The organism is Clostridium sp. AF02-29 (genome assembly GCF_934835585.1).
Taxonomy (GTDB): Bacteria; Bacillota; Clostridia; order Lachnospirales; family Lachnospiraceae; genus Otoolea; species Otoolea fessa.
In genome coordinates, this window is the sequence record NZ_CAKVZK010000033.1 from 1 (window position 1) to 13,106 (window position 13,106).

10 protein-coding genes are annotated in these 13,106 nt (G+C 52.2%); 9 read left to right on the forward strand and 1 reads right to left on the reverse strand.

Annotated features, from left to right (window positions below; genetic code table 11):
• The first annotated feature begins 89 nt into the window (after window positions 1-89).
• Complete coding sequence (locus PUQ60_RS08960; RefSeq protein WP_273380461.1) at window positions 90-452, forward strand: hypothetical protein; 363 nt, start codon at window positions 90-92, stop codon at window positions 450-452.
• Here the strand turns inward: PUQ60_RS08960 and PUQ60_RS08965 are convergent.
• Window positions 430-1,239 (reverse strand): YihY/virulence factor BrkB family protein, encoded by an 810-nt coding sequence (locus PUQ60_RS08965; protein ID WP_118628753.1) that lies wholly within the window; start codon window positions 1,237-1,239, stop codon window positions 430-432. The genes PUQ60_RS08960 and PUQ60_RS08965 overlap by 23 nt on opposite strands.
• Before the next feature lie 290 nt (window positions 1,240-1,529).
• On the opposite strand from PUQ60_RS08965, the gene PUQ60_RS08970 reads away from it, so the two are divergent.
• From PUQ60_RS08970 to PUQ60_RS09005, 8 genes are all read left to right on the forward strand, one after another.
• The gene (locus PUQ60_RS08970) at window positions 1,530-2,483 is read left to right on the forward strand and encodes a metallophosphoesterase (protein WP_273380458.1); all 954 of its coding nucleotides are present in this window, start codon (window positions 1,530-1,532) and stop codon (window positions 2,481-2,483) included.
• Between the two features lie 80 nt (window positions 2,484-2,563).
• Window positions 2,564-3,382: a segregation/condensation protein A gene (locus tag PUQ60_RS08975; protein ID WP_273393065.1), complete on the forward strand. Its 819-nt coding sequence runs from the start codon at window positions 2,564-2,566 to the stop codon at window positions 3,380-3,382.
• Complete coding sequence (gene scpB / locus PUQ60_RS08980) at window positions 3,366-3,974, forward strand: SMC-Scp complex subunit ScpB (RefSeq protein WP_118467432.1); 609 nt, start codon at window positions 3,366-3,368, stop codon at window positions 3,972-3,974. The genes PUQ60_RS08975 and scpB overlap by 17 nt, the downstream gene beginning before the upstream one ends.
• A gap of 181 nt (window positions 3,975-4,155) precedes the next feature.
• Window positions 4,156-5,337 (forward strand): sodium/glutamate symporter, encoded by a 1,182-nt coding sequence (gene gltS, locus PUQ60_RS08985; RefSeq protein ID WP_107001574.1) that lies wholly within the window; start codon window positions 4,156-4,158, stop codon window positions 5,335-5,337.
• Between the two features lie 301 nt (window positions 5,338-5,638).
• Window positions 5,639-6,070, forward strand: coding sequence for a dUTP diphosphatase (locus PUQ60_RS08990; protein WP_117795742.1), 432 nt, complete (start codon window positions 5,639-5,641; stop codon window positions 6,068-6,070).
• A 19-nt stretch (window positions 6,071-6,089) separates the two neighbouring features.
• Window positions 6,090-6,899, forward strand: a complete 810-nt coding sequence (locus tag PUQ60_RS08995; RefSeq protein WP_273380455.1) for a tetratricopeptide repeat protein — start codon at window positions 6,090-6,092, stop codon at window positions 6,897-6,899.
• A gap of 14 nt (window positions 6,900-6,913) precedes the next feature.
• Window positions 6,914-8,164 (forward strand): GTPase HflX, encoded by a 1,251-nt coding sequence (gene hflX, locus PUQ60_RS09000; protein WP_022359760.1) that lies wholly within the window; start codon window positions 6,914-6,916, stop codon window positions 8,162-8,164.
• 197 nt (window positions 8,165-8,361) lie between these two features.
• Complete coding sequence (locus tag PUQ60_RS09005; protein ID WP_273380440.1) at window positions 8,362-13,059, forward strand: acyl-CoA dehydratase activase; 4,698 nt, start codon at window positions 8,362-8,364, stop codon at window positions 13,057-13,059.
• The last annotated feature ends 47 nt before the right edge of the window (window positions 13,060-13,106 follow it).

The window sequence follows — 13,106 nt, forward strand, 5'->3', positions numbered from 1 at the left end:
ATGGCGGGGAAGTTACGGAGCTTTTGTGGGACAAAGGGAATACCGTTGAGACGGTGGTTTCATTGACGCGGAAGAAATAAGATCCCAAAATGGATGAAATAAAACCAGATACAGCAGATTGCCAGGTACAGGAGACAGCTGTGCAGCGCCGGAAGAGGGAGACTTTACTGCGCGAACAGACGCCGGATGCCCTGTGGGAAGCGATTCTTGCATTTGAAGGGGCAATATTTTACACGGCGAAAGGGCTGGAATATTCGTACACGATCCGGGGCAACGAGATGTTTGTCAGCCGGAAAGAAAAGTCGGTCACGCGTGCAAGCATCCTGGTGGCGTATAAAAAAGCGCAGGAGCTTGGCTGCGTGACCGGACCAAAGCAGCTGGGAGTGTTTGGGGCAAGCTATCTGTATCCGGTGTTCCTGGGGCTGGGGATTATCTGCGCCAGTGCTGGTTGATTTCCGCCCCGAAAAACAGGATGCAGATGCAGGCGTACAGCCACAGCATCAGGATCACGACGGCGGTCAAGCTGCCGTACATATAAGAATAATTACCGAAATAGTTGAAGTAGATGGAAAATCCGTAGGAACATCCGATCCATCCGACGGTGGAAATCAGCGCACCGGGAAGCTGGAGACGGATATCCTGCCGTTCATAGGGCAGCCAGGTGTACAGCGCGACGAAAAAGAGCGTCAGCAGCGCCAGTGCAAGAAACGTCCGGAGACTAATCAGGCAGGAAACGAATCTGTCCAGCATCGGAAAGTAACGGAATAGCAGGCGCTGCAGGGAGGAACCGAACACCATCAGAACCAGGGAGAAAATGCACATCAGGAGAAAAACGATGGTATAGCCAGAGTTGATGATACGTCCTAAAAGGTAATTTCTGCGCTTGCGGCAGCCGATGATCCGGTTTAAGCCGCGCTCGATCCCAAGCATGCCGCGGGCAGCCGACCAGATGGTTGCCACGGTGGTAACCGAGAGCAGGGCGGCCGGGGATACAGTCTGGATGTCCTGGATTACCGATTCAATCAGCGGGTGGATGCTGGAGGGAAGAAGCTGTGTCATCACGTGCATCAGATCCTCCGGGCTGACGGCGGGGATGAGCTGGATCAGCGTCAGCAGAATCATGATAAAAGGTGCGGCGGAGAGAACGATAAAAAAAGAAGCCTGGGCGGCGTACACCGTGACTTCGTCTTTGATGAAATCGTTGTAAATCCGTTTACAGTTCAGGAGAAAAGAAAGCATGGAAAACCTCGCTTGATTTATGTTATTAAGAAAATATCCGTAACCGGCTCATTTCCCTTTGAAGAATGGCTGACGATAGGTGAATGCCATTTCAGTGTTATTAAAAGTATATTATCATGAGGTCGAAAAAATAGCAACGGATTTGCCTGTCTTGACGAAAACACCGGTTTCCCGTATGATAACAGGATAGAAATGATTCGGGTCTACAGGACATAAGGATGGCAGTGATGCGGACAGCAGCAAAAATCAGCCGGCAGCCAATTGGAAAATGGGACATGGGAGGAAACAAAATGATCGCAATCACAGCATGTGCGGCGGCACTGGCAGCCGTGACAGAGGGGCTTTTGCTCCGCTCGGGATATGAAAAAAAACATTTTGTGACCGACCAGTATGAGATAGAGAGTCCGAAGCTGCCGGATGGCGCTGCGTTTCGCTGCGTATTTTTGTCGGATCTGCATGATAATGTGTATGGAACGGACAATGAGCCGCTGGTGGCAGCGATCCGCGCATTCAAGCCGGATGCGGTGCTGATCGGCGGCGATATGATGATCTGTAAAGGAAAAGGAGATTTAACTGTCACGGTATCGCTTCTGGAAAAATTGACCTCCTTTGTGCCGGTTTACTATGCGAACGGAAATCATGAGGAGCGGATGAACCGGGAGCGGGATGTGTACGGAGATTTGTATGATCGGTTCCAGATGGAATTAAAACGTCTGGGGGTTCATTATTTGTCGGATCGGAGCGAGGAGATCAATCCGTGGATCCGGGTAACTGGGTGCAATTTGCGGGAGATATATTATAAGCATCATTTCACGGTGCCGGAACTGCCGATGGAAGAGCTTTCGGAGCGGGTTGGAACTGCGGCAGAGAAGACGTGTTTTCATCAGATGAAAGAATCGTTTTCTCCTGACTTGGCGGAAAAGGAGCGAGAAGCCGGACATGAAATGTATGAGATATTATTATTTCATTCTCCCCTCTTTTTTGAGACCTGCCGGAAATGGGGCGCGGATCTGACGCTTTGCGGACATTTCCACGGCGGAACCATCCGGATCCCGGGGCTGGGAGGCGTGATGACGCCGCAGTACCAGTTTTTCCTGCCATGGTGCGCCGGACGGTTTGATGCGGACGGAAAGACGATGATCGTCAGCCGGGGGCTTGGGACACATTCGATCAATGTGCGGCTGAATGACCGGCCAGAGCTGGTTTGTGTGACGTTGCGGGGAAAACAATATTGTATGGAATAACTCTTCGGCACAGGTGGATGTATACGGAATTTGGTATATGATTGTAGAAAAAGCTGGCTAAAAGAAGGAGTTCGGAAAGAATGGAAATTTCCTATAAATTAGATAATTTTGAAGGACCGTTGGACCTGTTGCTTCATCTGATTGAAAAAAATAAAGTAAGTATCTACGATATTCCGATCGTCCTGATTACGGAGCAGTATCTGGAATATGTTAATCAGATGGATCATGAGGATCTGGATGTGGTCAGCGATTTTCTGGTGATGGCGGCGACGCTTCTGGACATCAAATCGCGGATGCTCCTTCCGAAGGTGGAAAAAGAAGAGGAAGAAGACGAGGAAGATCCGCGCGCCGAGCTGGTGCGCCGGCTGTTGGAATATAAGATGTATAAATATATGGCGCAGGAGCTGGAAGAGCGGGAGCAGGAGGCAGAGCTTCTCTTTTTTAAGGAACCGACGATTCCCCGGGAGGTGGCGAAATATGAAGAACCGCTGGATCTGGACAAGCTTCTGGATGGTCTGACGCTGGCAAAGCTGCAGAAAGTGTTTGACGCGGTCATGAAGCGGAATGCCAATAAGCTTGACCCGGTGCGAAGCCGGTTCAGCACGATCCGCAGGGAACCGATCAGCCTGGAGCAGAAGGTAAGGTCGGTGCTTTCTTATGCGCGGGAACACCGTCATTTTAAATTCAGCGATGTGCTGGAGAGGGAATCCGATCGCCTGGAGATAGTCGTGGCGTTTCTGGCAGTGCTGGAGCTGATGAAGATGGGACGGATTCATCTGGTGCAGGAAAAATTGTTTGATGAGATACAGCTCGATACGGTGGATGTGGATGAAACGGAAGACGAGGCAGAGCTGGAACTTTCGACGGAGGAAGGAGAAGAGTATGCCAGAATTAGATGAAAAACGCGAGGAAGCCATCGTGGAATCGGTTCTCTTTACAATGGGAAAATCGGTTGAGCTGCGCCAGCTTGCGGCGGCGCTCGGGACGGATACAGAGCGCGCGGAAGCGGCGGTCAGACGATTACAGAGCCGTTATGAGGCAGAAAAGCGGGGCATGCAGATCACGCAGCTGGAGGACAGCTGGCAGATGGCGACCCGCGCGGAATATTATGAGAATCTGATCCGGGTGGCAGCGACGCCGAAGAAGCAGATTTTAACGGATGTTGTGCTTGAGACACTCTCGATCATTGCTTATAAACAGCCGATCACGAAGCTTGAGATTGAAAAGATCCGCGGGGTTAAATCGGATCACGCGGTCAATAAACTGATTGAGTACAATCTCGTTTACGAGGTAGGGCGTTTGGATGTGCCGGGACGTCCGGCATTGTTTGCGACGACGGAGGAATTTTTGCGCCGGTTTGGAGTCGGATCGACGAAAGAACTGCCGGAACCGGCACCGGGACGAATCGACGAGTTCCGCATGGAGGCGGAGGAAGAGCTGAAGTTTGAGGGGAAACTGCCAGAAGAGGCAGAGAAGGAAATGAAATATTAACGTTTTCTTAACAATATTCATTCAATTCTGACATTAACAGATTCTTAACATCATATTTCTGTATTTTCTTGTAACTTTTTGTAGCCAACGTGGAAAATGAGGTCAACACAAACAAACAAGCAGCTCTTTCAAATCGCTACATAAATGAAAGAAGCCAGCAAAACAAAAGGGGGAATTGTTTATGTTGACACTTGAGCTTGATATGTATCAGGCGTGTGCTCTTGGCGCACTGGTCTACTGTCTGGGAAGATTGCTTGTACAGAAGCTGCCTTTCCTGAGCAAGTATTGTATACCGGCTCCGGTTGCGGGCGGTGTCGTATTTGCATTCGCTCATCTGGCGTTGTATGCAACAGGAGTTCTGGAGCTTTCCTTTGATACAACCTTACAGAGCGTATTTATGACGATCTTCTTCTGCAGCGTCGGTTTTACCGCCTGCTTCCGTCTGTTAAAGAAGGGCGGCGTTCAGGTATTTATGTTCCTGGCGCTGGCAGTTGGTATCTGTATCGTGCAGGATGCAGTCGGCAGCGGTCTGGCAGCAGCGTTTGGTCTGAATCCGCTTCTCGGCTTATGTATGGGTTCTATGCCGTTAGTTGGAGGTCACGGAACGAGTGGTTCCTTCGGACCGCTTCTGGAGCAGGAATACGCAGTTGTAGGCGCAACTACAGTTGCCTTGGCATCCGCTACATATGGTCTGGTATCCGGCAGTATGATGGGTGGTCCTATCGCCCGTGCCCGTGTTGAGAAACACCATCTGAAATCAACCGCAGCCGAGGAAGGCAATGCAGTTGACGAAGTAGCATCGCCGATCGACGGTCAGAAATTTACCACTGCGGCTGTATTCCTTGCAGTTGCAATCGGTGTTGGTACCTTCATTTTCGCGTTCTTTAAGAGCATTGGTCTTACATTCCCGACTTACATCGGTGCGATGCTGGCAGCAGCTGCTATCCGTAACATCTGGGATGTACAGCACAAAGATCTTCCGATGGAAGAAGTTGACGCACTGGGCGGTCTGTCCCTGAACCTGTTCTTAGCGATGGCAATGATGAGCCTGAAGCTGTGGCAGTTAGCAGCTCTGGCGCTTCCGATGATTGTTATCCTGTTAGTTCAGACGGTTGTTATGTTCCTGTATGCAAACTTCCTTGTATTCAACATCATGGGCCGTGATTACGAGGCAGCTGCAATGACCACCGCATTCTGTGGTTTCGGTATGGGCGCAACCCCGAACGCAATGGCAAACATGAGAGCACTGGTAGAGCGCTATGGTCCGGCTCCGCGTGCATTCTTCATCGTACCGTTAGTAGGAAGCTTATTCGTAGACTTCTTTAACTCCATGGTACTGACTACTTTCATGAACCTCTTATAATTTGATGGCTGGTTCAGCAAAGTATCCATTTAAAATATTCTGATATTGAAGTAGCTCCAACCTATTTCCTTCCCGGCGGTTCTGGATTTCCAGGCCGCCGGGATTTTTCGCGCGCAACGAGCGAAAGTCCGTGCCTGCACGAATTAATACTTTCGGAAAACGCGCGCGTGTGGTATTATAGAGAAACTGGAAAGTTGAAAAATATTTTTCGGGGAGGTGCTTTGTGAAAAACAAACCTGCAAGGCAGCCATTACCAGATAAAATGTGACATAAGAAAGGATTTCATACAGATATGAACAGCATGAACATAAAGATCAAATATTTCACAGACGCCATTGACCGCCTCGCCTACATTGACGGCAAATCTGACTGGATCGACCTGCGTGCGGCGCGTGAGGTGGTGCTGAAAAAGGGTGATTTTGCCCTGATTCCGCTTGGCGTGGCGATGGAGCTGCCGAAGGGCTATGAGGCGCATGTAGTTCCGCGCAGCAGTACCTTTAAAAATTTCGGCATCATCCAGACCAATCATATGGGTGTGATCGATGAGAGCTACTGCGGGGACAACGATCAGTGGCATTTTCCGGCATATGCGCTGCGTGATACAGTGATCCATGTCAATGACCGCATCTGCCAGTTCCGCATCATGGAGCATCAGCCGAAGATCGTATTTGAGGAGACAGAGAAACTTGACAATAAAGATCGCGGCGGGATCGGAAGTACGGGAAAGAATTAATAAAAAGGTTTGGTAAAAAATGAAGCAGATAAAGAGGTTAAAACGAGGAAAAATAAGTCTTTTTCTGGCGGCAGCGGTGCTTTCACTGGGCATCCTTTCCGGCTGCGGCGCTGAATCGAAGGAAGCGAAAGAAGCGCGTATGACCGGAATCGAGCAGTTAAATGCAGGTAATTATCAGGATGCGATCGATTCGTTTGGAAAAGCGCTGGATGAGAGCGATGGGATTGTCAATTCTTTTGAGCTGGATGTTTTAAAATACCGCGGCGAGGCAGAATACAAACTGGCGGATTATAAGGCGGCAGCGCAGACCTATGGAATTCTGGCGGAGGTAGACGGCGGAAAAGCGGAATACCTCTATTATAAAGCGGCATCGGAGGCAGCAGCCGGACAGGCGGAGGATGCCGAAAAGGATTTTGCGGCAGCGGAGGAAAAGGCGAAGAACAGCAAAAAGAGCAGCGCCGCGGCTCCGGGTGTGAGTCTGGCGTTTACGGCGCTTGCGTCGGCGGCGCGGGATGCCGGGGATAGTGAACTCGCAGCCCAGTACTGCAATCAGGCGATCGAGCGCGGCGTGTCGGGGCCGGAGATTTATAATCAGCTTGCGATCAGTGAAATGGAGGCTGGCGATTATGAGAGCGCGATGTCCCATTATGAGGAGGCGCTTTCGCTGGCGGACAGTGAGACGGCGCTGGTAATCCGGCAGAATATTGCGGTTCTCTATGAGAAAGAGGGCGATTTTGCGAAGGCGCTGGAACAGTTTAAGGAGTGCCAGGCAGCCGGTGCGGACACACCGGAGGTGCAGAAGGAAATCCGTTTTCTGGAAAGCCGGTAAATATTGGAGGTAATATGGCAGAATTGTTCGATATGAAAGAACTGGAGGAGCGCGTCATTCTGGTGGCGGTCAGCACCTCTGATGAAGATGATACGGAGGCGTCCTTGGATGAGCTGGAGGAACTGGCGGATACCGCCGGGGCGACGGCGATCGGGCGTCTGGTGCAGAACCGGGAGAAGATTCATCCAGGCACCTATCTGGGCAGTGGAAAGATCGGGGAACTGCGGGAGATGGTCTGGGAAATGGGCGCAACCGGCGTGATCTGCGACGATGAACTGTCCCCGGCACAGCTTCGCAATCTGGAATCGGCGCTGGATACGAAGGTAATGGACCGGACGATGGTCATTCTCGATATTTTCGCGGCGCATGCGACGACGAGTGAGGGAAAAATCCAGGTTGAGCTGGCACAGCTGCGTTACCGCGCAGCGCGCCTGGTCGGACTGCGCAGTTCCCTGTCCCGTCTGGGCGGCGGTATCGGTACGAGAGGACCGGGTGAAAAGAAACTGGAGATGGACCGCCGTCTGATTCATGAGCGGATCGGGCAGCTAAAGTCGGAACTGGAAGATGTCAAACGCCACCGCGAGGTGACAAGAAAACAGCGCGACCGGAAATATACGCTGTCGGCGGCGATCGTCGGCTACACGAATGCCGGTAAGTCAACGCTTTTAAACACCTTGACGGGTGCAGGAATCCTGGCACAGGATAAACTGTTTGCGACGCTGGATCCGACGACGCGTGGATTAAAGCTGGCGAGCGGACAGGAGATCCTGCTGACAGATACGGTCGGATTCATCCGCAAACTGCCGCACCATCTGATCGAGGCGTTCAAGAGTACGCTGGAGGAGGCACGTTATAGCGATATTGTCCTCCATGTGGTCGATGCGTCGAACCTGCAGATGGACACGCAGATGTATGTCGTATATGATACGTTGCGTCAGCTGGAGATCGGCGATAAGACGGTGGTAACAGTCTTTAACAAGATGGATCAGGTGGAGCAGCCGGAGACGCTGAAAGATCTGCATTCTGATTATCAGGTGCAGATTTCTGCGAAGACGGGCGCGGGGCTGGATGAGCTGAAGGATATTCTGGAAATGATTCTGCGAAACCGCAAGATTTATCTGGAAAAGGTATTTTCCTACCAGGAAGCCGGACGCATCCAGACGATCCGCAAATACGGTCAGCTTTTAAAAGAAGAGTACCGGGAAGATGGCATTTACGTGGAGGCGTATGTGCCGACGGAGCTCTACGCAGGGCTGATGCGCTAACAGGCAGATGCGTACAGATCCATACGGTAAAGAGGTGTGCGGGGAAAAACCGTATGCCTCTTCTTCATGTTTTGGCGGATGCTAAGAAGTTGTTAAGATGAAGAGAAAAGAGATGACAGGGCACAGGCTGCTTGTGTCGGATAGAATGACCGCACAAGTTTGCAGACATCTGGGATAAAGGAGTTAGAAGATACAGAATGGAACAGAAGGGACAAAACGGACAGGAACAGATTCTCGTCGGAATTGACGTTGGCTCAACGACGACGAAGGTGGCAGTGATGGAGGTGGCAACGGGGAAAGTCCTGTTTTCGGACTATACACGCCATCACTCGGATCAGCTTCAGAGTGTGTCGAGAGCTGTAAAATTGGTGAAAGAGACGATTGCGGGGCGGTCATTTCTGACGGCGATGACCGGTTCGGGCGCAAAGCACCTCTCGGAAGAGCTGAGGATCCCTTATGTACAGGAGGTAGTGGCGAACTCGATCGCCTTGAAAGCCATGTACGGGGAAATCGGAACGGCGATCGAGCTGGGTGGACAGGATGCGAAGATTATCTTTTTCCAGAGGGATAAACGGACGGGCGAGCTGCAGGTCGCAGATATGCGGATGAACGGAAGCTGTGCTGGCGGTACAGGTGCGTTTGTGGATGAGATTGCTTCTCTTCTTAAGACACCGGTTGAGGAATTTGACGCGCTGGCGGCACAGGGAACAACCGTATATGATATATCCGGACGGTGCGGCGTGTACGCCAAGACCGACATCCAGCCTCTTTTAAATCAGGGGGTTAAAAAATCAGATTTGGCGCTTTCCTCCTTCCATGCGATTGCTAAACAGACGATCGGCGGTCTGGCACAGGGACTTTCGATCGAGAAGCCGGTCGTCTTTGAGGGCGGTCCGCTGACCTTTAACCGGACGCTGGTGCGCGTGTTTGCTGAACGTCTGGACCTTCGGCCGGAGGAAATTTTAAGTCCGGACCGGCCGGAACTTCTGATTGCCTGCGGTGCGGCGCGTGCGGCAGTGAAGCTTTTTTCGAAGGAAGAGGCGCTCGCCACGGCAGACGGACTGTTAGATCGGATCGAGAAGGTGCGTGCGGCGCGCGAGGAAGCAAAGAAACAAAGTGAAGCCGGAAATGGCGATGAGATGGCGGAGGGCACGTTCCGTTCCCGTCCATTTTTTGCCGACCAGGCGGCGCAGACGGAATTTCAGGAGAGACACAGACGCCCGGAACGAAAAACAGTATATCCGCGGTCAGGCAGTACGCTGCGGGCATATCTGGGTATTGATTCGGGCAGTACGACGACAAAATTTGTCCTGTTAGATGAGAATGAGGAACTTCTGGATTCCTTTTATGCGCCGAATCAAGGCGATCCACTGACGGTGGCAAAGAAAGCACTGATTGCGATGCGGGAAAAGTATGCGTCCCACGGCGTGCGGCTGGAGATTTTGGCAGCCGGGACGACCGGTTATGGAGAAATGCTGTTTTCACGCGCATTTTCGGCCGAGACACACGCGGTTGAGACGGTGGCACATGCGCGTGCGGCGGCAAAATACACGCCGGATGCGACGTTTCTTCTGGACATCGGCGGTCAGGATATGAAGGCAATCTGGCTGGACAATGGCGTTATCACAAATATTGTCGTGAATGAAGCTTGCTCATCCGGCTGTGGGTCGTTTTTGGAAAATTTTGCATCCTCCCTGCATATTCCGGCGCGGGAGATTGCTGAAAAGGCATTTTCTTCGCAGCATCCGGCTGCGCTCGGAAGCCGCTGTACCGTCTTTATGACGAGCAGTATCGTGACGGAGCAGAGAAATGGAAAGCTGCCGGAGGACATCATGGCGGGGCTGTGTCGTTCGATCATTGAAAATGTATTTACAAAGGTTATCCGTGTGTCGAACCTGGATTCTCTGGGAAAGAGGATTGTCGTACAGGGCGGAACGTTTGAAAATGATGCAGTTCTCTGTGCGCTGGAACAGTATGTTGGCCGCCCGGTGATCCGGGCGCCGTATCCGGGCATTATGGGGGCGATCGGTGCGGCGCTTTTAGCGAAGGAAGAGGCAAAGAGCCGGAAACAGCCGCATTTTATTGGTTTGGATCAAATGGAGTCCCTGACCTGGCAGCAGGAGGCGAACGTGCCGTGTCCGTTCTGTATGAACCATTGTCAGCGTGCGGTGGTGCGGTTTTCGAATGGAACCTCATGGATCACGAACAACCGTTGTGAGCGGGGCGAGATTCTTGGCGATCCGAAGGATGTGAAGGTGCGCGAGCGACTGAAAATAGCGTCCGAAAACCGGAATAAAGTGCCAAATCTCTATAAATTGCGGGAAGAACTCCTGTTTGCAGATTATCTGGATCAAGCGGAAGAGGGGGATGCATCGTCTGCAAAAAGTCATTCAGAGCGGGCAGCCGTTAAGACTGGTCTTGTGCCGAAGGCTGTGTCTGATACTGTGCGGCGAAATATAACCATCGGTCTGCCGCGCGTCCTTGCTTTCTGGGATACGATGCCGTTCTGGACGACGTTCTGGCGTTCGCTGGGCTTTGAAATTCAGATTTCATCCCCGAGCACGCACAAGATGTTTGAGGAAGGCTTAAGCGCGGTAACTTCAGATACCGTCTGCTTTCCGGCAAAACTGGTGCACGGGCATATCCGCGATCTGGTAAAGAAGAAAGTGGATCGTATTTTTATGCCGTCGATTGCGGCGATCGGATCGGAAAATACGGAGTCAACGAGCGAGTCCATGTGTGCAGTCGTGAAGGGATATCCGCTTGTGATCTGCAACTCGGATTCTCCGGAGAAACAGTGGGGTATTCCGTTTGATGCACCGTTATTTTACTGGTACAGGGAGGAAGATAAAGAACGTCAGCTTATTACATATATGGAACAGACATTTTCCATCCAGCCGTCGGAAACGAAAAAGGCGGTTCTTGCAGGAAATGATGCGATGCGGCAGTTTGGGAGCCGCCTGAAAGAGGCGGGAGCGAAGGTTCTGGAAGAGGTGGAAAAAGAGGGGCGCTATGCGGTGGTGCTGGCGTCAAGACCGTATCAGAACGATGCGCTTGTCAACCACAGCCTGCCGGAGCTTTTGACCGAGTTCGGCGTTCCGGTTCTGACGGCAGATTCCGTTCCGGGCATTGAAAATGTGGATTTAAGCCACAGCCGTCTGGATGTCGTAAACAATTACCACGCGCGGATGCTGGCGTCTGCGGTTCTGGCGGCACAGAGCCAGAATCTGGAATATGTCCAGTTTGTAAGCTTTGGATGCGGGCATGACGCATATTTGTCGGATGAGATTCAGCGTATGATGCGGGAAATCTCCGGAAAATCACCGCTGATCCTGAAACTTGACGAGAGCGAGGTACAGGGACCGCTGCGGATCAGGGTGCGTTCCTTCCTGGAGACGATCAACATGCGGCGGAAGAAGCGGGAGATGGCGGAGAGGCTGCAAAACCAGCCTGGAACAAGCCGACAGGAGAATGCGGGCGGCGGAAATGAATGCGGGACGGCTGCGCTGGGACCAGACATTCAAAAATCCTGGCAGGTTCACGAACTTTCGGATCCATATCCGGTTAAATTTGAGGTGGAAGACCGCAAGAAGCGCACGGTTCTGGTCCCGAACACCTCCCACGCGTTCTGCCGGATTATGTCGGCGGCGTTGAAGACACAGGGAATCCGGGCAGTTCCGCTGGCGGTCGGCAGGGAAGAGGCGATCCGCCTCGGAAAGCAGTATGTCCACAACGATATCTGTTTCCCGGCGCAGATTGTCATCGGCGAGGCGCTGGCAGCACTTCGGAGTGGTCAGTATGTGCCATCTGAGACGGCGATCGGTATGGGAAAATACATCGGTGACTGCCGCCTGACCCATTACAGTGCGCTGCTTCGCAAGGCGCTTGACGACGCCGGCTACCCGGAGGTGGCGATTCTGACGAACGATGACGTCGATTATCATGATCTGCATCCGGGCTTCCGGATGAACCTTATGTCGGCGATCCGTCTGGCGGGAGCGCTTCCGATGATCGATATTCTGGAAGAGCTACTTCGCAAGATCCGCCCGTATGAGAAGGTTTCCGGAAGCAGCGATCAGGCATTTGACGAGGCGATGGATTTCGTCGTGGATGGTCTGGAGCAGCATGGACTTTCAGGTGCTCTGCGAGGCTTTAAAAAGGCGATCCAGCGGATGAATGCGATTAAATATGACCGGAGCCAGCCGCGCCCGCGCGTCCTGATCGTCGGCGAGTATCTCCTCAATTTCCATCCGGGCGCGAATCATGAGATTGAGCGCTACCTGGAGAAAAATGGATTTGAGATTATCGAGGCGCGGATGACGGATGTTATCCGGAAAACGTATTTCTGCCAGGATGAGCAGATTCGGACGTATCATCTGAAAAAGCCGTTTGTCAAGAAAAACTGGTACCATGTGGCGAACCGGGTATTTGACGCTGCGCACGCGGCAGCGGATCGGATAGCGAAACAGCATCCGCTCTATACGCCTGTCTGCCGCCTGCCGGAACTGGTAAAGGAAAGTGACCCGATCATCCCGCACACCTTTGACGCGGGCGAGGGCGTGCTGATTCCGGGTGAGATCCTGCACCATGCGGAGCACGGCTGCCGGGCATTTGTGATTTTACAGCCATTTGGCTGTCTGCCAAACCATGTGGTAGGACGCGGCATCGTAAAAAAAATGCGGGAAATGTACCCGGACGCCCAGATCCTGCCGCTTGACTACGATCCGGATGTGAGCTTTGCCAATCTGGAAAACCGCCTGCAGATGCTGATTATGAATGTGAAAGAAAGAAGCGTGGACACGGTTGCCCTGCCGGACGCGGGGCAGAGGAACCCCGTGGAGACTATGAATAGAAAACAGAAAAACGCCGATAATAAAAAGCAGAAAGTTTCCTGATTTCGGGTTAGACAAAAATAGAAATCACATAAGCCCACGCGGCGGAA